Below are 21,978 nucleotides of genomic sequence, written 5' to 3' on the forward strand. Positions count from 1 at the left end.
ACGCGCTATCGTGCGGCGTGCTCCACGTTCCACAGGCAGGCAATGCATTTATCTAGAAAACGGGCCAGCGTCGTTGCGATTATCGTCGTCGTTGTTTTGCTGGCGATCGGCGTGGTCCATTCGCTTAAAAAACGCGCAGCGGCCGGGGCGCAGGCTTCAGCGCCTTCCTCGCCGGCCGATGAGGCAGTCATCGAATTCACGCCGGACGATCTCACCGCCGTCACGCGTCATACGCTGTCCGAAACGCTGCCGCTCACCGGGTCGCTGCGCGCGGTCACGCAAGCGGCCGTGAAGGCGAAGGTCGCGGGTTCGGCGCTCGAAGTACGAGCCCGAGAAGGCGACACGGTCAAGGCCGGACAAATCCTGACCACGATCGATGCCCGCGACTACGCGGCCCGCGCCGACCAGTCGCGCGGACAAATGGCAGCAATGGCGGGTCAACTGGATATCGCGAAACAGACGCTGGAAAACAATCGCGTGCTCGTTGAGAAAGGCTTCATCTCGAAGAACGCCTTCGATACCGCCCAAAGCCAGTACGCCATCGCCGCCGCGAATCTGGCAGCAGCGCGCGCGGCGTTGTCGTCGTCGAATTTGTCGGTGGCGGATACCATCGTGCGCGCGCCGTTCGGCGGCCAGATTGCATCGCGTAACGTGGAACCGGGCGAGCATGTGGCCGTGGACGCAAAACTCTTCGATGTCGTCGATCTGACCCAGCTCGAACTCGAAGCGCCCGTGCCCGTGGGCGAGATCGGACGGGTGCGGGTTGACCAGCCGGTACGCATTCGGTTCGATGGCATCGATTCTCCCGTCAGCGCCACGGTCACGCGCATCAACCCGGCGGCGCAAGCCGGCTCGCGCTCGATCATGATTTATGTGCGCGTGACAAATCCGCAGTCGACCTTGCGCGTGGGGATGTTCGGAACCGGCAACGTAATAGTCGGCAGCACGGCGAGCGCCGTGGTCGTGCCGGCGACGTCGGTTCGCACGGACGGTCCGCGCCATAGCGTCTACGCCATCACCGGTGGCAAGCTCGTTGAAGTCCCGGTCACGACAGGCGGGACCGGCGAAGCCGACGGCTCGAGCTGGACCGAACTCGTGGATTCACCGCTCAAGGAAGGCCAGCAGGTCGTGAAGAACAACCTGGGGGCGTTGCGTATCGGCAGCAAAGTGCGGCTGGTTGGTTCGGACACAGGCGCCGCGGCTTCGTCGCCCGGCACTTCTAAATAGCGGAGCCGCGCCATGTGGTTCACGCGAATCAGTATCAACAATCCGGTTTTCGCCGCCATGATGATGGCGGCGTTTCTCGTGATCGGCCTGTTCTCGTATCAGCGCCTGAAGGTCGATCAGTTTCCCGATATCACCTTTCCCGTGGTCGTCGTGCAGACGGCGTATCCGGGTGCATCGCCGGAATCGGTCGAGTCCGACGTCACGCGCAAAGTCGAGGAAGCGGTCAACACGATCAGCGGTATCGACGAAATCTCGTCGCATTCGTACGACGCGTTGTCGGTGGTGATCGTCCAGTTCGACCTGTCGGTGAACGTGATGCAGGCAGCGCAGGACGTGCGCGACAAGGTGGCGCTGATCCGCCCCGACCTGCGCGACGGCGTGAAGGAACCGCGCGTGCTGCGCTACGACCCGGCCGATATGCCTATCGTCACAGTTGCCGTCTCAAACGCACCGGGTTCATTGCTGAGCACGCGCGATCTCACGACCACCGCTGATCAGATCGTGCGAAAGCGCCTGGAAACGGTGCGCGGCGTGGGATCGGTGAGCATTGTGGGCGGCGTGAAGCGGCAGGTTCGTATCGATGTCAGTCCCGACCGGCTGCAAGCACTTTCAGTTGGCGTCGATCAGGTGATTCGCGCCGTGCAGAACGAGAATCAGGAGATTCCGGCTGGGCCGCTGACGTCGGCGGGAATCGAGCAGACCGTGCAGGTGAAGGGCCGTTTCCAGACGCCCGATGACTTCAAACGGATCATCGTTGCACGGCGGGGAGCCTCGAATGCGGGCCATGCGGTCACCCTCGACCAGGTCGCGCAAGTGGTCGACGGGCAGGAAGAGCCCGACAGCATGGCGTTACTCAATGGCAACCGGGCGCTGTTTTTATCGGTGATCAAGGCGCAGGGCGAGAATACCGTCGATGTGGCGCACGGCATTCGCGCCGAAGTCGCAGCGTTGCAAAAATCCCTGCCGCCGGGCGTAAAACTCGATATCACCGACGATTCTTCCCGCGAGATCGAAAACAGCGTGAGCGAGGTCAAGGGCACGTTGCTGGAAGGCGCGCTATTGACCATTGCGATCGTGTTCCTGTTCCTCGGCTCGTGGCGCAGCACCGTGATCACCGGGCTGACGCTGCCGATTGCGTTGATCGGCACATTTGCGTTCATGTACATGGCCGGATTCACCATCAACGTGATCACGCTGATGGCGCTCTCGCTGTGCGTGGGGTTGCTGATCGACGACGCAATCGTCGTGCGCGAGAACATCGTGCGGCACGTTCAGCTTGGCGCGGATCATCGCACCGCCGCGCTCGACGGCACGAAGGAAATCGCGCTCGCCGTGCTGGCGACAACATTCTCCATCGTCGCCGTGTTCCTGCCGGTCGGGTTCATGAGCGGGATCATCGGGCGCTTCTTTCATCAGTTCGGCGTGACGGTGGCGGCTGCCGTGCTGATATCGATGTTCGTGTCGTTTACGCTCGACCCGATGCTTTCATCGATATGGCCCGATCCCGCGCTGCATGTTCGCGGCACGAAATATCTGGCGCGCTTTCTTGCGTACTTCGAACACGGCGTGGAGCGGCTTGCACGGTTTTATCAGCGGCTGCTCGGATGGTCGCTCAGGCATCGCGTGGCGACCCTGGTGGTCGCGGCCGCAACTTTTATCGGCAGCCTTTTTCTCGTGCCGCTGATTGGAACCGAGTTCGTGCCGAACGCCGATTTCTCCACCACGCAGATCGGCTTGAACACGCCGGTGGGGACGTCGCTGGAAGCCACCGCCGACAAGGTCCGCCAAGTCGAAACCGTGCTCACACAATACCCGGAGGTCCGCTACAGCTACGCCACCATCAACTCCGGCAACGCGCAGGGCAAGAACAACGCATTGATCACCGTGCATTTGAAGGAACGGCGCGATCGTACGCGTGGCGTGCAGGAGTTGAACCAGGTCTTTCGTGAACGGCTGAAGAGCATTGCCGGGATTACCGTGACCGAGATCGGCATGTCCGACGGCGCGGGATCGAACAAGGCCGTTCAGTTCAGCCTTCAGGGCGACAACCTTGACGAGTTGCGCCGTCTTTCAGCCGAGGCCCAGAAACGCCTTGCGAAAATCCCCGGCCTCGTGGATCTGGACGCAAGCCTGAAGGACGACAAGCCGATTGTCGCCATCGATATCCGCCGCGAACTCGCCTCGGACCTGGGCGTTGGCGTGGCCGAAGTCGGTCAGGCGCTGCGCCCCCTGCTCTCGGGCGACGCCATCAGCACATGGCGCGCGCCCGACGATCAGGATTACGACGTCAGTGTTCGATTGCCATCGGCTGAAAGGCGCAACGTTGACGACCTGTCCAAACTGATGATCGCCACCAGCCGCACCGACGCCAACGGCGCGCCCCTGCTCGTGCCGCTGCGCCAGGTCGCTGCGATCACTGAAACTGCGGGGCCCGATGTGATCAGCCGGCGGGATTTGTCGCGGGAAGTGGAGATCTCGGCCAACGTTACCGGCCGCTCGCCAGGCGAAGTCGCCGCCGACGTCAAGAAGACGCTCGACGACATGCACCTCCCAGCCGGCTACCGATACCGCTTCGGCGGCTCCACGAAGAGCATGAACGAATCGTTCATCTACGCCGTCCAGGCCCTGGCGCTGGCCGTGATCTTCATCTACATGATTCTTGCGTCGCAATTCGGCAGCTTCCTGCAGCCGCTTGCGATCATGGCGTCCTTGCCGCTTACGCTGATTGGCGTGCTGGCCGCGTTGCTGCTGTTCGGCAGCACGCTCAACATGTTTTCGATCATCGGCTTCATCATGCTGATGGGGCTTGTGACAAAGAACGCAATTTTGCTGATCGATTTCGCGAATCAGGCGCGGCGTGGAACCTTGCTCGATGCATCCGGCCAGGGTCACGCCATGTCCCGCAGCGACGCACTGCTCGAAGCCGCGCGCGTGCGTCTGCGGCCTATTCTGATGACCACGCTCGCGATGATCTTCGGCATGCTGCCGCTCGCACTCGGCCTGGGCGAAGGCGGCGAGCAACGCGGTCCACTCGGGCAGACCGTGATTGGCGGCGTGATTACGTCGTCTTTGTTGACGCTGGTGGTCGTGCCAGTGGTCTATACGGTGCTGGATGACTTTGGCGCGTGGGCATCGCGGAAATGGCGCAACAAGGCAAAGCCCGCAACGGACATGGGACCGCTCTGACGTCCACGCAATGAGAACCGGTCGCATGGGCCCAAGGCTATTTTTTCGCCCGGACCGCGCCGTCTTTGTCGCCTTGCGCGGCGACCTTGCGGGGCCGCCCACCGCGAGCGCCGTTGACTCGCGCTGCTTCCGCCTTTGAAGCACTGCGGCTCGCGCCACCCGCCTTGCCCATCCGCCTGGCCATGAATGAACGCGACCCAAGCACGCCCGCGAGAAGCGGAAGCACGAGAATATCGGCGTCGACGGCGGGAAAATAGAGGCCCGTACCCGAAGCGGTGATCTCGATTTCACCGAGCTCTTCGTTCGACGCGTTTTCCAGACCCTGGATCAAGCGCGCCGGAATGGCGAACGATGCACCGTTCGACAACTCGATTGAGAGCCGGCCGTCTTCCGGAAGGAACGTTGCCGAAAGCGCGACAGGATTTTCCGCAACGTGCTTGCGCGCGCGCTCTTCGGCTTCGCGCATCTGGCGTTCGGTGATTTCAACTAAAGCAGTCATGAAGTGTCTTCCATTCAGTGCACAGCGAGCCGACCACGTTCTGCATCCGGCGGGCGAAGATATTTGCAGCAGCATGTGAAAAACCGTGGTTTTTGAGCAGCGCCGGCGGTCCATGCGGACACTGCAAGTTGAAAACCGCGTGTTGATTTCCATCCAGCACATGAACGTGGGCCGGCAAATGGTCGTTCAAATAAATCACGACGCGGGCAGCGCCGATGCGAAAAATCGTTGGCATGTGTTCACTCTATCCGTTGGGAGCGCGCAAGTAAACCCAATCGCTTGGGTTTTTACCTGTATCGTTGTTTTCTGCATGCGGGCAATCGCAGCAGGCGGAAACCCAAGCTTATGGACGAAGCCCCGCCGCCGCTATCAGCCAGATGGCTAACGCGAGCTTTTCCACTGAGTAATCATTACCCGGAGCATCCGGCTGGCATAGAATGACAGCCACTTTCGGGCACGGCCGACCTCCCGCGCGCCGCCCCCGCTGCATGCCCCGTCCACGTCACCGATCCTTGTCGAACATGCCCATCACTTCGCCGCAATTCGCTCCACTCGCGCAGCTCGCCGCAGCCCTTCGCGACGGCAAGACCACTAGCCGGACGCTCGTCGAACAGGCGCTCGAGCGCATTGCGGATCCTTCAGGCCAGGGCGCGACCGCATTCATCCATGTCGATGCCGACAGCGCCCGCGCCGCCGCCGACGCGCATGACGCGCTGCGCCGGGCCGGCACTGTCCTGTCGCCGCTCGCGGGCATACCGGTGTCGATCAAGGATCTGTTCGATATCGAAGGCCAGGTCACGCGTGCGGGCTCCCGGGTGCTGGCCGGCGCGCCCCCCGCCAAGGCCGACGCCGTTGCCGTCGCGCGGCTGCGGCGCGCGGGCGGCGTGATCGTCGGGCGCACCAACATGAGCGAATTCGCGTTTTCCGGACTGGGGCTGAACCCGCACTACGGAACGCCGCGCTCGCCGTATCGAAGCGATGTTCCAGGCGACGAACGTATCGCCGGCGGCTCATCTTCAGGGGCGGCGGCGTCGGTCGCCGACGGCATGGCGGCGATTGCGCTCGGCACGGACACCGGCGGCTCGATTCGCATCCCGGCCGCGCTCTGCGGGCTGACCGGCTTCAAGCCCACCGCCGCGCGCGTGCCTACGCAAGGCGGCGTGCCTTTATCCACAACGCTTGATTCGTTCGGGCCGATCGGGCTGTCGGTGGCGTGTTGCGCCCTGGTCGACCGGATCCTGGCCGGCCGCGACGCCGTGGTGCCTGCAACCCGGCCGCTCGATGGCGTGCGCCTCGGCGTGCTGACCAACTTCGTGATGGACGACGTCGACGAGACCGTCGCAAGCGCGTATTCGGCCGCCATCGGGCATTTATCGGCGGCAGGCGCGCTGGTCGAGGACGTGCGATTCGGCCCGCTCGACCGCATGGGCGAGATCAGCCGCTTCAGCTTCGCGTCCATGGAAGCGTACGCGTGGCACCGGCCGTTGCTCGCGGCGCATGCCGATCAATACGACCCCCGCGTCCGCGCGCGAATTGTGAAAGGCGCGCCGGCGACCGCTGCCGACTATCTCGACCTCTTGCAGGCGCGCGCCGCGATGATCGAACAGGCGCGCACGCTCTGGCAACGGTTTGATGCAATCGTGTGCCCGACCGTGCCGGTCGTGCCGCCGCGCGTGGCCGACCTGGAACACGACGATGAAACCTTCGGCCGGATCAATGCGCTGATCTTGCGCAATCCGTCGGCCTTCAATTTCCTCGATAGTTGCGCATTGTCGTTGCCTTGCCATCCGCGCGGCGAAGCTCCGGTCGGACTGATGCTGGCGGGTGCGCCGTTTGGCGACGACGCGTTGCTTGCGATCGGCCGTGCGGTCGAAGCCGTGCTTGAGACCACCCGATAAACCGGTAATAAACCACACAAAAGCAACGCGATAGAATTCCGTCGCTGGATACGCAATTTCAGGTGCTTTTTTCTCGAACAAGTCGGAAATATGAATAACTCCTTGAATCACTTCACCATGCACGGGGACGATCGCGTGATTCGCCGCGAACGACGCTTGTTGGTCCTGCTTGCGCTGGTAAGCCTCGGTCTGGTTGGCGGGGCGCTGTATCTGCAGTTCGTGAAAGGTGAAGACCCTTGCCCGTTGTGCATCATCCAGCGTTATTTCTTCGTGTTGATCGCGGTGTTTGCGCTGCTTGGCGCGTCGTTCAGGGGCTGGCGCGGGATCGCGCTGCTCGAGGTGCTCGTCGTGCTTTCGGCGTTGGGCGGCATGGTTGCTTCGGCGCGGCACGTCTACGTTCAGGCGCATCCGGGTTTCAGTTGCGGTTTCGACGCGCTGCAGCCCCTCGTGGATTCCCTTCCGCCCGCGCAGTGGCTGCCACAAGTATTCAAGGTCGCTGGACTGTGCGAAACGCCCTATCCGCCCATTCTTGGACTTTCGCTTCCGCAGTGGGGCCTGATCGCATTCACCGTGATGTTCTTGGCGGTCGCCGGAAGTTTGTGGTCCAAACGTAAGCTGCGCGGCTGATAAACAGATTCGGCGATGGCATCAGGCCTTCGCCGAACCAACCACCTCCTGCCCCTCTCAAAACGCGGAATCCGGGCCGTCGCGCCCCAAATCCTGCGCCTGTCTTCCGTTCCGCCTCAAAACGCGCCCACCCGCGCTTTCCGCCCTCATTCGTCTCTTCGCATAATCTGGATACGCTCATCGGAATCTTTTCAAGATATTGCGGTGATATCTTATTTTCTGGATGGCGATCCACGTGCGCTCTTTCGGCCGGCGATTTTTGTTGCCCGGCGCCGATTTCGCGTAACGCGCGCCTGATCCGCAATGTCTCGGACTTCTATATGACAACGCAAACCATCCGGTTTTTTCAGCACGGCGCAATCCGCGAAGTGCACGACGTACCCGCTACCCGCACCGTGCTCCAGCATTTGCGCGAGCATGACCAATGCACCGGCACCAAGGAAGGCTGCGCCGAAGGCGACTGCGGCGCGTGCACGGTCGTTATCGGCGAGCTGGATGGCGAAGGGCACCCGCAACTCAAGGCCGTCAACGCCTGCATCCAGTTCATGCCGACGCTCGATGGCCGCGCGCTTTTCACGGTCGAAGACATGCGCGCGAACGACGGCACGCTGCATCCGGTCCAGCAGGCCATGGTCGACTGCCACGGTTCCCAATGCGGTTTCTGCACGCCGGGATTCGTGATGTCGATGTGGGCGCTCTACCAGAACCAGCCCAGCGACGCCGGTTTGCCCACCCGCGATGAAATCAACGCCGCGCTCTCCGGCAATCTCTGCCGCTGCACGGGGTATCGGCCGATCGTGGATGCATCGCAGAAAATGTTCGAATACCCGCGCGTGGCGCTCGATCGCGAGAAGCTGAAAGAGCAGCTCGAATCCGTACAGCGCACGGACACGCTCGAATACACCGCGCCCGACGCACGCGGCGCCGCGTTCGGCCGTCCGACGTTTTTCGCGCCGGTGACGCTTGCGGAGTTTGCCCGGCTGCGCGCCGAACATCCGGACGCCCGGATTCTTGCCGGGAGCACGGACATCGGCTTGTGGATCACCAAGCAATTCCGCAATCTCGGCGATATCCTCTTCATTGGCAACGTGGCCGAGCTGAAGTCCATTACCCGCGACGCGCAATGGCTCACGGTTGGCGCAGCGGCGTCGCTGGAAGATGCTTATGGCGCGCTCGCGTCCATTTATCCCGAACTCGCGGAATTGTGGACGCGCTTTGCGTCGCGGCCGATCCGCAACGCTGGCACGCTCGGCGGGAACGTGGCGAATGGTTCGCCCATCGGCGATTCCATGCCCGCGCTGATCGCGCTCGATGCCGAAATCGTGCTGCAACGCTCGACGAAAACCCGCTCGATGCCGCTCGACAAGTTCTACCTCGGCTACCAGAAATCAGCGCTGGAACCGGGCGAGTTCGTGGCGGGGATTCGCGTGCCGCTGGCATCGGCGAATTTGCGTTTCCGCACGTACAAGGTCTCGAAGCGCTACGACTCGGACATATCGGCCGTGTGCGCGGCGTTCGCCGTGACACTCGATGGAACCCGTGTCACCGCCGCGCGTTTCGCGTTCGGCGGCATGGCGGCGACGCCGAAGCGGGCATCGAATGCCGAGGCTGTTCTCGTGAACCAGGAATGGAACGAGGCGAACGTGCAGGCCGCCATGCTCGCGCTGGACGTCGATTTCCAGCCGCTCACCGACATGCGCGCGTCGAGCGCCTACAGAAGCAAAGTGGCGCGCAACGTGCTGTGGCGTTTCTTCCTGGAAACGCACGAGAACGAGCCGCTCGCACTCCACGACGTCAACGCCTTCGCGTTCGACACGCAATAAGCGGATCTTTCACAAGCCGCATAAACGCAGCACCCAAAGCACCAAGGACCACGCGATGAACAAGCGTACCGATCCCCTCCTCGACAGCGCCGCCGACAGCGAAATCACGGCGCGCACCGGTGAAACCTTCGACGCGCCATCGGCGAAAAAGCCGGAGCGCGCCGCGATTGGCGTCGGCTTGCCGCACGAATCGGCGCATCTGCACGTCAGCGGCGAGGCCACATATGTGGACGACATTGGCGAAGTGCGCGGCACATTGCATGCGGCGCTCGGCCTGTCGCGCCATGCCCATGCGCGTATTGTCTCGATCAACCTCGACCTTGTGCTGGCCGCGCCCGGCGTGATCGCCGTCTTCACCGCCGACGACATCCCCGGCGAGAACAATTGCGGCCCCGTGCTGCATGACGATCCCATTCTCGCGAAAGACGAAGTGCATTACCTCGGGCAGCCGGTGTTTGCGGTTATCGCGGAAACGCACGATCTGGCGCGCCGCGCGGCGGCCCTTGCCAAAAGCGAAGAAGTGATTCGATACGAACCGCTCGAAGCCATCCTCACGCCGCGCGAAGCGAAGGCGAAGAAGGAATTCGTGTTGCCACCGCTGCATTTGAAGCGCGGCGATCCCGATGGAAAAATGGCCGCGGCGAAACATCGGCTTCAAGGTGAATTTGAAGTCGGCGGCCAGGAACAGTTTTATCTCGAAGGGCAGATCGCGTACGCCGTTCCGAAGGAACACGACGCAATCCTCGTCTACAGCTCGACCCAGCATCCAAGCGAAATGCAGCATCTGGTTGCGCACATGCTCGATTGGCCGACACACAACGTCCAGTGCGAATGCCGCCGGATGGGCGGCGGTTTCGGCGGCAAGGAATCGCAGTCGGGGATCTTTGCGTGCATTGCATCGCTGGCGGCGCATTTGCTGCACAAGCCGGTCAAACTGCGCGCCGATCGCGACGACGACTTCATGATCACCGGCAAGCGCCACGACGCCGTCTACACCTACGAAGCCGGTTTCGATGACGACGGCCGCCTGCAAGGCGCGCGCGTGGAAATTGCGTTGCGCGCGGGTTATTCGGCGGATCTGTCGGGCGCGGTAGCAACACGCGCCGTCTGCCATTTCGATAACGCGTACTTCCTGAAAGACGTCGATATCACCGCGCTCTGCTGCCGCACGAACACGCAATCGAACACGGCGTTTCGCGGTTTCGGCGGTCCGCAAGGCGCGCTCGTGATGGAAGTGTTGATGGATGAAATCGCGCACCGGTTGAAGCGCGATCCCGTCGATGTCCGTCGCGTGAACTATTACGGCATCGGCGAGCGCAACGTGACGCCCTACGGCCAGACCGTGGAAGACAACGTGCTTCAGCCTTTGACCGATGAACTGGTGACATCGAGTGCATATGTGCAGCGGCGTCGGGCAATCGCCGCGTTCAACGCGACAAGCCCCGTGCTCAAGCGCGGCATCGCGTTCACGCCGGTCAAGTTCGGCATCTCGTTCAACGTGCCGTTCCTGAATCAGGCCGGCGCGCTCGTGCATGTCTACAAGGACGGCTCCGCGCTCGTGAATCACGGCGGCACGGAGATGGGACAGGGCTTGAACACAAAGGTCGCGCAGGTCGTGGCGAATGCGTTGGGCGTGGCGTTATCGCGGGTTCGCGTGACGGCTACGGATACGTCGAAGATCGTCAATACATCGGCGACGGCGGCATCGACGGGAAGCGACCTGAACGGTAAGGCGGCCGAAGCCGCCGCGCTCACCGTTCGCGCGCGGCTCGCGGAACTTGCCGCGAAGCAACTCGGCGGACGTCCCGAGGACGTGCGTTTTCATAACGGCGTGGTGGAATCGAACGGCGGCCAGATGCCCTTCGATCAACTCGTCGCGGCCGCCTATCTTGCGCGGGTTCAGTTGTGGTCCGACGGTTTCTACGCCACGCCCAAGGTCAACTGGGATTCGAAGACGCTGACCGGCCAGCCGTTCTATTACTTCGCGTACGGCGCCGCGATCTCGGAAGTCGTCGTCGATACGCTGACCGGCGAATGGCGTTTGCTGCGCGCGGACATCCTCCACGACGCAGGCCAGTCGATCAACCCATCGCTCGATATCGGCCAGGTGGAAGGCGGTTTCGTGCAAGGCATGGGCTGGCTGACAACGGAAGAACTCTGGTGGAACCGCGATGGCCGGCTGATGACGCACGCGCCATCGACTTACAAGATTCCATCAGTAAGCGACATTCCCGCGGCAATGAACGTGAAGCTCTTCGAGAATCAGAACGTCGAGCCGACCGTATTTCGCTCGAAAGCCGTGGGCGAACCACCGCTGCTGCTCGGCTTCTCCGTGCTGCTTGCGATTCGTGCGGCCATTGCGTCGGTCGCACCGGATTCCGTCGATGCCCCCGTCTTGCGCGCCCCCGCCACGCCCGAATCGATATTGAACGCTTTGGACGCGCAGGCATCGAAGCAAATAGTCGAGGCCGCCGCGGACATCGCGCAGCCCGCGACGGTCAACTAGGAGCGCACACAATGCAAGCCTGGCTGCACGATCTGCAACACCTTCTCGCACACGGCGATGCCGTCGTGCTCGTGACGGTCGCGCGCGTGCAGGGTTCGGCGCCGCGCGAAGCCGGCACGAAGATGCTCGTCACGCGCGACGATACGCGTCATACCATCGGCGGCGGTCATCTGGAATGGAAGGCGATTGAAACCGCGCGGCAAGTGCTGAAAGACGGCGCGCGCAGCCCGCGCATGCGGCGGCTGGAGCGCTTTGCGCTCGGCCCAAGCCTCGGCCAATGCTGTGGCGGCGCAGTCGTGCTGGCTTTCGAGCGGCTGGATATCGGCGATCTGGGATGGGTGACGTCGCTGAACAAACGCGTGGCGCAGGGCCATTCGACCGTGCGCAGCGTTGGCTTCGGACCCTTGCCGGAAGCGGTGATGCTGTCCGATCCCGAACCCGGCGTGGACACGCAGGATTGCCTGCTTTGGGACGGCGCCGGATTCGATGAAAGCGGCGCCCTGCTCACCGAAACCATCGCGTTGCGCGAATTTCAAGTGGTTCTGTTCGGCGCGGGACATGTGGGCGCTGCGATCGTCAAGGTGCTGGCAAATTTGCCGTGCCGCGTCGTCTGGGTCGATGAACGCGACGAAACCTTCCCGCCGGTCGAGCATCTTCCCGACAACGTCACCATGGACGCAAGCGGCACACCGGAATCCGCCGTGGACGAAGCTCAGCCCAACAGCTATTTCCTCGTGATGACGCACAACCACGCGCTCGATCTCGCGCTCGCCGAACGCATCCTGCATCGCGGCGATTTTGCGTTTTTCGGCATGATCGGCTCGCACACCAAGAAGGTTCAGTTCGAGAGAAAGCTGGCGGCGCGCGGGATCGAACCCATGCGGATTGGGCGCATGACCTGCCCCATCGGCGTGCCCGGCATTGCCGACAAAGCCCCGGAAATGATCGCCGTCTCAGTTGCAGCCCAGTTGTTGCAGAAGGTCGAGGAACACGCCGCGCACGGCTACAATTCCGCGCAGCATCCGCAAACCGCGTGATCCAGACCTTTTTTAAGCACAACAACATGAATCCCACTCTCGTCGACAAGATCGCCCGCGCGCCCAAAGCCGAACTCCATATTCATATTGAAGGTTCGCTCGAACCCGAACTGATCTTCGAACTCGCGAAGCGCAACGGCGTGACGCTTGCGTACGATTCCATCGAAGCGTTGCGCGCGGCCTACGCGTTCACCGACCTGCAATCGTTCCTCGATATCTACTACGCCGGCGCGAGCGTGCTGCTGCACGAACGCGATTTCCACGACATGACCCTGGCGTACGTGGAACGTGCGCTCGCGGACCATGTCACGCACACCGAAATTTTCTTCGATCCACAAACGCACACCGAGCGCGGCGTGTCCATCGCGACGGCGGTTGCGGGTATCGAAAGCGCGTTGGCTGAAGGCGAGAAACGCGGCCTGACGAGCAAGCTGATTCTCTGCTTCCTGCGCCATTTGCCGGAAGAAGACGCGCTCAAGACCTTCGATGAAGCCCTGCCCTTGTTCGATCAATACAAGCATCGGCTGATCGGCGTCGGGCTGGATTCGTCCGAGCGCGGTCATCCGCCATCGAAGTTCGAACGCGTGTTCGCCAAGGCACGCGACAAGGGCCTCAAGCTCGTGGCCCACGCGGGCGAGGAAGGGCCGCCCGCGTATGTGTACGAAGCACTCGATCTGCTGAAGGTCGATCGCGTCGATCACGGCGTGCGCAGCATGGAAGACCCGGCGCTGGTCGCGCGTCTCGCCGATACCCGCATTGCGTTGACCGTCTGCCCGTTGTCGAACCTGAAGCTGCGCGTCTTCGACGACATGACCAAGCACACGCTCAAGGCGCTGCTCGATCGGGGCGTGGCCGTGATGATCAATTCGGACGATCCGGCGTATTTCGGCGGCTACGTGAACGCCAACTATTTCGCGATCCAGGAAGCCCTGAATCTCACCGATGCCGAGGTCTACACGCTGCTGAAAAACAGCCTGGAAGCGTCGTTCGTGACGGACGAAGAACGCAACGCGATGGTCGCCAAGCTCGATGCCTATTGGCACGCAGCGGCCTGACGCGCGGGAACGTCATGGCATCGATTACTCAGGACAGCACTACGCTCGAGCGTTTCTTCGGCATCCGCGCGGCGGGATCGCGCACGAAGACGGAAATCGTCGCGGGCATCACGACCTTCCTCACGGCGATGTACATCATCGTCGTCAATCCCGGGATCTTGTCGCAGGCGGGCGTGCCCTTCCCTGCGGCGCTGACGGCGACCGTGATCGTCAGTTTCCTCGGCAGTTGCGCGATGGGTTTGTACGCGCGCAACCCTGTGCTGGTTGCACCCGGCATGGGCATGAACGCGCTCTTCGCGTTCGTCATGGTCCACGGCGGCAAGATGCCGTGGCAGACGGCGCTTGGCTGCGTGTTCTGGGCCGGCGTGATCTTCGCAGTGCTTGCGTTGTTCAACGCGCGCAAGCTCGTCGTCGATGCAATTCCGGCGAACTTGCGGCACGCCGTATCGTGCGGTATCGGACTGTTTATCAGCTTGATCGGGCTGGTCAACGCGAAGTTCGTGGTCGGCGATCCGGTGACGATCGTACATTCGGCGTCGCTCAATCCGGTGGTCATCACGTTCCTGATCGGGCTCGCCGTGACCACCATCCTGGTCGCGCGCAAGGTGACCGGCGCGTTGATGCTCGGCATCGTTTTCACGACCGTCATCGCGATTCCGATCGGCCGGTTCTGGGGCGACGGCACCGCTTACTGGCCCGCCGCAATCGCCACGAAAACGCTTGTGAACTGGAACGGCCTGTTCTCTGCGCCGGACTTTTCGGCGCTCGGCCAGCTCGATATCTTCGGCTCGTTGAAGGTGATCTACTGGCCGTTCATCTTCGTGATGTTGTTCACGTCGTTCTTCGACGCGCTTTCGACCTTCATGGCGATCTCGGAAGCCGGCAAGCTCTACGACAAAGACGGCAACCCTCGCAACATCCGCGAATCGATGATGGTCGATTCGTTCTCCGCACTCATTTCCGCGCCGCTCGGCACAAGCCCGGCAAACGCCTACATTGAATCGGCAGCGGGAATTTCGGCGGGCGGACGCACGGGTCTTGTCGCGGTTATTGCAGGTTTGTGCTTTCTGCCGTTCCTGTTTCTCTCGCCGCTGCTTTCGCTCGTGCCGGCCATCGCGACGGCGCCCGCGCTCGTGCTTGTCGGCGTGTTCATGATGGAGTCGATCACGAAGATCGAATGGGGCCGTTTCGACGAAGCCATCCCCGCCTTCCTCGCGATGATCCTGATCCCGCTGACCTACTCGATCACCGATGGCATCGCGTACGGTTTCCTCGCGTTTGTCGTGATCAAGTTCTTCACGGGCCGCAGAAAAGAAATCAAGCCGGCGATGTGGATTGTCGCCGCGCTTTCGTTGCTGCTTTTGACACAGCTATAACACGCTTTATTGGAGACGTTTCAAATGCCTACGCCCGCCCGCCAGACCGCCTACCGCGCGCAACTTCTCACGTTCCGCGACGATCCCGCTTTCTCCGACAGCAACGCCGTGTATGAAACCGACGGCTTGTTGCTGGTGGAGAATGGCCGCGTGGTGGCGGCGGGCGCGTATGCAGCGTTGCGCGACCGGATTGCGCCGGACGCAGTCGTGAAGGATCTGCGCGACAAGCTGATCGTGCCGGGGTTTATCGATTCGCACATCCACTATCCGCAGACCGACATGATCGCCTCACCCGCGCCCGGTTTGTTGCCATGGCTGAACACGTACACGTTCCCGACCGAGCGCAAGTTCGAAGACCCGGCGTATGCGCGTGAAACGGCGGGATTTTTTATCGATGAACTGCTGGCTTCCGGTACGACCAGCGCGCTCGTGTATTGCACGGTCCACAAGCAATCCGCCGATGCCTTCTTCAGCGAAAGCGAATCGCGCAACCTGCGCATGATCGCGGGCAAGGTGCTAATGGATCGCAATTGCCCGGAATATCTGCGTGACACGGCGCAATCGGGTTACGACGACAGCGCCGAACTCATCGCGAAATGGCATGGCCGCGGCCGGCAGGAATACGCGCTGACGCCGCGTTTCGCGCCGACCTCCACGGAAGCGCAACTCGAAGCCTGCGCCGTGCTCGCGCGCAAGCACCAGGACGTGTATATCCAGAGCCACGTTGCGGAAAACACCGACGAGATCAAGTGGGTCGAGAGCCTGTTCCCGGGGCATCGCAGCTATCTGGACATCTACGATCACTACGACTTGCTGCGTCAGCGTGCGGTCTACGGCCATTGCATCTTCCTCGACGATACCGATCGTCAGCGCATGGCCGAAACAGGTGCGGTGGCATCGCACTGCCCGACATCGAATCTGTTTCTTGGCAGCGGTCTGTTCGATATCGAAAAGGCCGGCGAGGCGAAAATGCCGGTGGCGCTCGCAACCGACGTAGGCGGCGGCACATCGTTTTCGATGCTGCAAACCATGGGCGAAGCGCACAAGATCGCGCGCCTGACGGGGCACCATCTGACCGCGGCGCGCATGTTCTGGCTGGCGACGACAGGCGCGGCGCAAGTGCTCGACATGGCCGACAAGGTCGGGACGCTGCAACCCGGCAGCGAGGCGGATTTCGTCGTGCTCGATCCGGCAGGCACGCCGCTTCTCGCACGCCGCACGACACGGGCGGAATCGCTGGAAGAACTGTTGTTCGCGTTCGCCATGCTCGGCGATGACCGCGCCGTGTTCGAAACGTATTCGGCGGGTCAATGCGTGCATCAGCGAGGTGTACGGCGGCACGCGACAGCGGAGTTGGCCGCCGCGTGACGCGACGCGTGGGACGACTTTTGTTATTACGGAAATGAAAGTCGAATCGGACAATATTACAGATTGAGCGCGTTTTCCCGCTTCCCGGTAAAGTTTAGCCTTTGGCAACGCTAGAGCGCTCACTTACCGTTCATGAAGCCACTCGTGAAAGCACTCAATCGAGCCGTCCGACTCGGCTTGGCCGTCCTGATTGCCGCTACTTCCGCGCACGCTTCGGCGTACGCGCTGGATTCCTCGCTTGATTGCAAGGCGGATGCGCACGCGTTCATTGCGCCGCTGCAGCAGGATCATGTGATCGAAGCCACGCCCATGCGCGTGGAGGACAACTCCATCAACGCGTTCAAGCCCACGCGCGGCAGCCATCTGACCGCCTTCGACTTCGGCGTGTTCGCCGTGGTCGGTTTCCAGAAAGACGACGCAATCTTCAAAACCGGCACGGGCGCGCCGATTGCCGAATCGGCGTACGGCGCGGTGGTGATCGGCGGGGAAGAATCGGTGAAACAGAAAGTCCGCGCCGCCGGCAGCGACGCCATCATCCATCACGTTGCACCGTTCATCACGGCGATTTTCTGCAACCGCGATTGACGAGTTCCAAAAACGAAGAAGGCCGCGACAACATGACGTTGTCGCGGCCTTCTTCGTTTTAAAGATTTCTTTGAAAGTCAGCGCACGATCTTCGCAATCGATGCAATCAACCGGTCGATATCCGCAGCGTCCAGAGCGCCCATCGTAGAGATGCGGAATAGTTCGTTCGACAAACCGCCCTGCCCCGCGTAGATCACGAAACCCTCTGACTTCAACGCGTCGTGCAAAACCGGATACGTGATTCCCGCCGGCAACCGGTACGCGCGCAACACGACCGATGATTCGCCATCCGGCAACGCGCCTTCGATACCCAATGCAGCCAGCGCCGAACGTGCTTGCTCCGCTAGCGCCGCATAACGCGCGTGACGTGCCTGCAGACCGCCCTCGTCCTCGAACTCGCGCAGCGCTTCAACCAGCGCGTAATACGCGTGCACGGACGGTGTGAACGGCGTGTTGCGCTCGTCCTGCAACCTGGCGAGACGCGTGATGCCGAGGTAATACGTGCGGCTCGCCGCATGTTTCAGCGCATCGCGCTTCGCGATCACAAAGGCCGCGCCGGGCACGCCGTGCAGGCATTTGTTCGCGGTCGCGGCGACCGCGGTGATACCGCCGCCATCGAAGTCGATATGCTCCGCGCCGAAACTGCTCACGCCATCGAGCAACAAGCCGATGCCGCGCGCCTTGCACGCCGCGCTCAACGCGTCGATCTGGTTCAGACGGCCCGTCGTGGTCTCGTGATGGATGATCGCAACGTTCGTAAAACCGTCCAGCTTGGCGATGATCGCATCCGTGTCCGGCGCTTCCATCCACGCGTACTTCACGACCTCATGATCGATGCCGTATTGCGTCGCGATCTGCGCGATCCGTTCGCCATACACGCCGTTTTCGACGATCAGCAAACGGCCGCCTTGCGGCACCATTCCCGCGATCATGCTTTCGACCGCAGCCGTGCCCGAACCCGTCATCAAGACAGCCGTCCAGACGTTCGGATCGAGCGAATAAGCCGCAAGCAAACGCTCGCGCGCTTCGTCCTGCAGGTCGAAAAATTCCGGCTCGCGATGACACAAATCGGTTTGCAAAAGGCTGTTGCGCACGCGTTCGGTCAGCGTGACGGGACCAGGATTGAGCAGCAGCATGATGTCTAGCGTCCAATATGTTGTTGCAGGCGCGCGCGCACGTCTTCCGGCGTGATCGACGGCCGTGGCAGATCGCTGGGCGTGCCGGTGTTGATCGACAGCCGGGCAAAACGAACGCCATCGATATCCTTCGCTTCGAACAATTGGTCGATGACCGAAAGATCGTCGCCGTCGAGCGCCAGCGCGTACCCGCACGCTGACGCAATGCGCGCGAATTCCACACCCTGCGACACCGTCGCCTGACCGCCCGTGGACTCGTGCGCGCCGTTGTCGAGCAACACGTGCGTGAGGTTCGACGGGCCGTACGCGCCGAGCGTGGCGAACACGCCCATGCGCATAAGCGCGGCGCCGTCGCCATCGAGCGCGATCACGTTCAGGTCCGGCCGCGATAAAGCCAGGCCAAGCGCCATGGGCGTCACGCATCCCATCGATCCAACGAGATACAACTGGTTTTCGCGGTCATCGATGGCGTAGAGTTCGCGCCCGCAAAATCCCGTCGATGCCAGCACGACCGTGGAATCTTCCGGCGTATGCGCGATCACGCGTTCAAGCGCGTCGTGACGCGACGAAAGTTCGCCGTTCCTGAATTGCGCCGTGACTTCAGCGCGCTCGTTCAACGCACGCCGGCGTACGCCGCTCAGGCCTTTCTTCGTGAGCTTATAAGGCGCGACGCTGCCCTTCTGCATCACGAGCGCGTAAGGCCGGCCGGTGCTGTCCATGTGCGCGGTCGCGCGATCGAGCGCGGGGCCGATTGCATCGGCTTCGGTGGGGAACAATTCCCACGGGATTTCCATGGTATCGAGCATGGCCGGCGTGACCGGACCCATCAGCGCGTGCTGGGGTTCATCGGCGACACCGGGCTGGCCGCGCCACGTGACGATCAATAATTGCGGCAACCTGAACGTCCAAGTCAGCGACGTCAGCGGACTCACCGCGTTGCCGAGCCCGGAGTTCTGCATCATCGATACACCGCGCCGTTTCTTGAACGCGCCCGATGCACCCAGCGCCACGCCCGCGATCAACGCGACCGCGTCGCCCTCATTCGCCGCCGATACATAGTTCAGCGACTCGTCCTGAAGCACATAGTTGATGAACGGCGTCAGGTACGAGCACGGCACGCCCGCGTACCAGTCGAAACCCCGCTCGCGCGCGGCTTCGACAAATTGTGCAGCTTCGATCACGCGCCTGCCTCCGCGCCCGCCGATCCGTTCGATCCGTACGGCGCTTGTCCGTGCGCGAAATCACCGGCTTGACGCAGTTCGTCGAGATCGTTCACGCCGCGCCAGTGGCCATGCACGTATTGCACTTCGATGCGCTCGCCCGCCGCGATCAGCGCGTTGAGCAACGCGGCCATGTCGAGCTTGGCGAAGTCATCGCGATGCTGCAACTGTTCGAGCTTGGCGACCAGACGCTCGCGGCCCGCGCCGCGCACGTTCAGCAAGCCCATCCAGCGGCCTTGCGGCGTCTTCGATTCCACGTTCGCCGGACCAGCCGAACTCGTGACGCTTTCGAGCCATACTTTCTGGCCGAAGAGCGCACGGTCATCGGCGGTGGAGCAGTAAGCAAAGTCTGTCGATGCAACACCCGCTTGCGGCGTTTGCGACGAATCCACGACCACGCAGAAGTCGCTGTCCGACTCGACCAGATCCCGAAGAATGTAGCTGCGGAACAAGAGGTCGCCGTAGGAAATCACAGTGTCCGCGGTGAACGATTTCGCGGCACAAGCGAGCGACGCCAGTTCGCCCGTTTGCTCATGCTTTTCGTTCACAACCAGGCGAATGCCCGACGTATCGATAGCGTCCGCGCGATAACCGCCGACCACCGTGATGTCGTTAATGCCTTCCTTCTTGAACGCTTCAACCAACCGGCGCAGCAACGGCTTGCCCGCGATTGGCAGCATGACCTTGGGTTTATCGGCGGTGACGGCTTCGAGGCCTGCTCCCCGGCTTGCCGCCAAAACGACCGCGTTACGCGATGCACTCGCCGACGACAGGTACACGCTCTCAGCCGTTGAATATTCTTCGGCGTCCTGCAGACGGAAAATCTCGTTCACGCTCGCCACGCGGTCTTCCACATTCACGAGCGTCTGGCTGCTGTGAATTTCCTTGGCGATAGCCTGCATGGTCGAAGCCGCGCCGCGCAGCAAATGATTCGCCCAGATCACAGTGCTGATGCCCGCTTGGCGGAATACGTCGGTGGGCGTGCTGTAGTACTTGGTCGGCACGATCACGAGCGGACCGCGACCGGCCCATTCGCGCGCGAACGTGAGGATTTCATCGGGCTTGGACAGCTTGCTGTGAATCAGGATGGCGTCCGCACCGGCCTGCCGATACGCCTCGGCGCGCTTGAGCGCCTCTTCCATGCCCCAGCCGGCAATCAGCGCTTCAACACGCGCGACGATCGAGAAGTTCGGATCGCTTTGCGAATCCTTGCCGGCCTTGATCTTGCCGCAGAACTCGTCCATCTCGGCGAGCGGCTGACGCTCGCCGTTCAGGAAGCTGTTCGTCTTCGGAAACTGCTTGTCTTCAATACACACGCCCGCGATACCGCGCTGTTCCAGCTTTTTCACCAGCCGGCGAACGTTGTTGAAGTTGCCGTAACCCGTGTCGCCATCGAGCAGAATAGGAAGGTCGCTGGCATCGGCCATAAATTCGAGCGTGTCGACCACCTGGGTCCAGCTCGCTTCGTTGTTGTCCCGCACGCCGAACTGCGCGGAGATCGTCAGGCCCGAGCCCCAGATCGCCTTGAATCCGGCTTCCTTGACGATGCGCGCCGACAAGCCATTGTGCGCTTCCATCAGGAATTCCAGCTCGTTGCTTTGAAGCATCTCGCGCAGACGAAGGGAACGGGCATAAGCCGCGGGTAATTGATACGGTGCGTTCATCGTAGGGCTCCAGCAAGCTGACGCAGTTGCGGCAAGACTTCGTCGGCCGCGCGTTTAACGTCGTTTTGAAAATCGATTTCGATCCACGGCGCGCCGGTCACATCGGCGACGTCGAATACCTGGCTGCGTTCCAGCAGCAAATCACGTACGGCTTCTTCATGCGGCAAGTTCGCGCGGCCCGTCGCGACATAACCCGCGACGATCTCGGCCAGACGGCGTGCCGCGGTTTCATCGAAACGGAAAAATCCCACCGATTCGCCTATCACGTCATATTGCAGATCCGCCAGCACCTGCTTGCGCAACTCCACCGGTACGCCGTTCGCCACGCAGAGTTTCACGGGTTCGTCGCCGGCTTCGAAATCACGGTCGATCAACAAACGGTTCACCGGCCCGGCACCCGCAACCAGCGGTTCGAGAATGCGCTCGTCGTACAGCACGTCGGCGTCCATCAACAGCACGTCGCCGCCCCGCGTCAACGCTTCAGCGGCCGTATGCACGGACAGCACGCTGCCGAGCGAAAACTCGTTGTTCACCACCACTTCTGTATGCGGCTTCCAGGCGATCGTGGCCAATTCCTCTTCCACGACTTCGTGCTTGAAACCGAGCACGAAAACGATCTCATCGACGCCCGCGGTTTTCAGCAGTTGCAAGTGCCGTTCGAGCAGCGACGATTCGCCAAAACGCAGCAGGCACTTCGGCTTTTGCTGCCCTTCTGGCTGCACGAGACGTAATCCCATGCCGGCGGCAAGGATGATTGCGCGCATGTTGATC

General features: G+C 62.0%; 16 protein-coding genes. 11 read left to right on the top strand and 5 right to left on the bottom strand.

The window, feature by feature from the left end; translation table 11 throughout:
• The first annotated feature begins 42 nt into the window (after window positions 1-42).
• Both HB633_RS07850 and HB633_RS07855 read left to right on the top strand, forming a co-directional pair.
• A complete protein-coding gene (locus HB633_RS07850) occupies window positions 43-1,227 on the top strand; it encodes an efflux RND transporter periplasmic adaptor subunit (protein WP_213777533.1) in 1,185 nt (394 codons plus the stop codon).
• Between the two features lie 12 nt (window positions 1,228-1,239).
• The gene (locus HB633_RS07855; protein WP_213777534.1) at window positions 1,240-4,413 is read left to right on the top strand and encodes an efflux RND transporter permease subunit; all 3,174 of its coding nucleotides are present in this window, start codon (window positions 1,240-1,242) and stop codon (window positions 4,411-4,413) included.
• A gap of 37 nt (window positions 4,414-4,450) precedes the next feature.
• Here HB633_RS07855 and HB633_RS07860 read toward each other — a convergent pair whose 3' ends face one another.
• Complete coding sequence (locus HB633_RS07860) at window positions 4,451-4,912, bottom strand: DUF2442 domain-containing protein (RefSeq protein WP_213777535.1); 462 nt, start codon at window positions 4,910-4,912, stop codon at window positions 4,451-4,453.
• Between the two features lie 521 nt (window positions 4,913-5,433).
• Between HB633_RS07860 and HB633_RS07870 the strand changes: the two genes are divergently transcribed.
• The 9 genes from HB633_RS07870 (at window position 5,434) to HB633_RS07910 (ending at window position 17,187) form a co-directional block, all read left to right on the top strand.
• Window positions 5,434-6,810, top strand: coding sequence for an amidase (locus HB633_RS07870; RefSeq protein WP_213777537.1), 1,377 nt, complete (start codon window positions 5,434-5,436; stop codon window positions 6,808-6,810).
• 117 nt (window positions 6,811-6,927) lie between these two features.
• Entirely contained in the window at window positions 6,928-7,437 is a 510-nt protein-coding gene (locus HB633_RS07875; RefSeq protein WP_213777703.1) for a disulfide bond formation protein B, read from the top strand.
• 320 nt (window positions 7,438-7,757) lie between these two features.
• Window positions 7,758-9,260 (top strand): xanthine dehydrogenase small subunit, encoded by a 1,503-nt coding sequence (gene xdhA / locus HB633_RS07880; protein WP_213777538.1) that lies wholly within the window; start codon window positions 7,758-7,760, stop codon window positions 9,258-9,260.
• A 55-nt stretch (window positions 9,261-9,315) separates the two neighbouring features.
• Window positions 9,316-11,766, top strand: a complete 2,451-nt coding sequence (xdhB, locus tag HB633_RS07885) for a xanthine dehydrogenase molybdopterin binding subunit (protein WP_213777539.1) — start codon at window positions 9,316-9,318, stop codon at window positions 11,764-11,766.
• A gap of 11 nt (window positions 11,767-11,777) precedes the next feature.
• The gene (xdhC, locus tag HB633_RS07890) at window positions 11,778-12,803 is read left to right on the top strand and encodes a xanthine dehydrogenase accessory protein XdhC (protein WP_213777540.1); all 1,026 of its coding nucleotides are present in this window, start codon (window positions 11,778-11,780) and stop codon (window positions 12,801-12,803) included.
• Window positions 12,804-12,829: 26 nt separating this feature from the next.
• A complete protein-coding gene (locus HB633_RS07895; protein WP_213777541.1) occupies window positions 12,830-13,858 on the top strand; it encodes an adenosine deaminase in 1,029 nt (342 codons plus the stop codon).
• Window positions 13,859-13,872: 14 nt separating this feature from the next.
• A complete protein-coding gene (locus tag HB633_RS07900; RefSeq protein WP_213777542.1) occupies window positions 13,873-15,234 on the top strand; it encodes an NCS2 family permease in 1,362 nt (453 codons plus the stop codon).
• A gap of 24 nt (window positions 15,235-15,258) precedes the next feature.
• Complete coding sequence (gene guaD, locus HB633_RS07905; RefSeq protein ID WP_213777543.1) at window positions 15,259-16,602, top strand: guanine deaminase; 1,344 nt, start codon at window positions 15,259-15,261, stop codon at window positions 16,600-16,602.
• 144 nt (window positions 16,603-16,746) lie between these two features.
• Window positions 16,747-17,187, top strand: coding sequence for a hypothetical protein (locus tag HB633_RS07910; protein WP_346730282.1), 441 nt, complete (start codon window positions 16,747-16,749; stop codon window positions 17,185-17,187).
• Between the two features lie 77 nt (window positions 17,188-17,264).
• Here the strand turns inward: HB633_RS07910 and HB633_RS07915 are convergent, their stop codons facing one another.
• The 4 genes from HB633_RS07915 to HB633_RS07930 are packed head-to-tail and all read right to left on the bottom strand — an operon-like array spanning window position 17,265 to window position 21,971.
• On the bottom strand, window positions 17,265-18,323 hold the full coding sequence (locus tag HB633_RS07915; protein ID WP_213777545.1) for a 2-aminoethylphosphonate aminotransferase: 1,059 nt from the start codon (window positions 18,321-18,323) through the stop codon (window positions 17,265-17,267).
• Between the two features lie 5 nt (window positions 18,324-18,328).
• On the bottom strand, window positions 18,329-19,504 hold the full coding sequence (gene aepY / locus HB633_RS07920; RefSeq protein ID WP_213777546.1) for a phosphonopyruvate decarboxylase: 1,176 nt from the start codon (window positions 19,502-19,504) through the stop codon (window positions 18,329-18,331).
• Window positions 19,501-21,207 (bottom strand): phosphoenolpyruvate mutase, encoded by a 1,707-nt coding sequence (aepX, locus tag HB633_RS07925; RefSeq protein ID WP_213777547.1) that lies wholly within the window; start codon window positions 21,205-21,207, stop codon window positions 19,501-19,503. Before aepX ends, aepY begins: the two co-directional genes overlap by 4 nt.
• Complete coding sequence (locus tag HB633_RS07930) at window positions 21,204-21,971, bottom strand: phosphocholine cytidylyltransferase family protein (RefSeq protein ID WP_213777548.1); 768 nt, start codon at window positions 21,969-21,971, stop codon at window positions 21,204-21,206. Before HB633_RS07930 ends, aepX begins: the two co-directional genes overlap by 4 nt.
• Window positions 21,972-21,978 lie beyond the last annotated feature (7 nt).

Source organism: Caballeronia sp. dw_276 (genome assembly GCF_018449635.1).
Classification (GTDB): Bacteria; Pseudomonadota; Gammaproteobacteria; order Burkholderiales; family Burkholderiaceae; genus Caballeronia.

Excerpts from the sequence above, each read along its gene's own strand:
- HB633_RS07850 (WP_213777533.1), top strand. The coding sequence starts at position 43 with ATGCATTTATCTAGAAAACGGGCCAGCGTCGTTGCGATTATCGTCGTC.
- HB633_RS07855 (WP_213777534.1), top strand. The coding sequence starts at position 1,240 with ATGTGGTTCACGCGAATCAGTATCAACAATCCGGTTTTCGCCGCCATG.
- HB633_RS07860 (WP_213777535.1), bottom strand. The coding sequence starts at position 4,912 with ATGACTGCTTTAGTTGAAATCACCGAACGCCAGATGCGCGAAGCCGAA.
- HB633_RS07870 (WP_213777537.1), top strand. The coding sequence starts at position 5,434 with ATGCCCATCACTTCGCCGCAATTCGCTCCACTCGCGCAGCTCGCCGCA.
- HB633_RS07875 (WP_213777703.1), top strand. The coding sequence starts at position 6,928 with ATGCACGGGGACGATCGCGTGATTCGCCGCGAACGACGCTTGTTGGTC.
- xdhA (WP_213777538.1), top strand. The coding sequence starts at position 7,758 with ATGACAACGCAAACCATCCGGTTTTTTCAGCACGGCGCAATCCGCGAA.
- xdhB (WP_213777539.1), top strand. The coding sequence starts at position 9,316 with ATGAACAAGCGTACCGATCCCCTCCTCGACAGCGCCGCCGACAGCGAA.
- xdhC (WP_213777540.1), top strand. The coding sequence starts at position 11,778 with ATGCAAGCCTGGCTGCACGATCTGCAACACCTTCTCGCACACGGCGAT.
- HB633_RS07895 (WP_213777541.1), top strand. The coding sequence starts at position 12,830 with ATGAATCCCACTCTCGTCGACAAGATCGCCCGCGCGCCCAAAGCCGAA.
- HB633_RS07900 (WP_213777542.1), top strand. The coding sequence starts at position 13,873 with ATGGCATCGATTACTCAGGACAGCACTACGCTCGAGCGTTTCTTCGGC.
- guaD (WP_213777543.1), top strand. The coding sequence starts at position 15,259 with ATGCCTACGCCCGCCCGCCAGACCGCCTACCGCGCGCAACTTCTCACG.
- HB633_RS07915 (WP_213777545.1), bottom strand. The coding sequence starts at position 18,323 with ATGCTGCTGCTCAATCCTGGTCCCGTCACGCTGACCGAACGCGTGCGC.
- aepX (WP_213777547.1), bottom strand. The coding sequence starts at position 21,207 with ATGAACGCACCGTATCAATTACCCGCGGCTTATGCCCGTTCCCTTCGT.
- HB633_RS07930 (WP_213777548.1), bottom strand. The coding sequence starts at position 21,971 with ATGCGCGCAATCATCCTTGCCGCCGGCATGGGATTACGTCTCGTGCAG.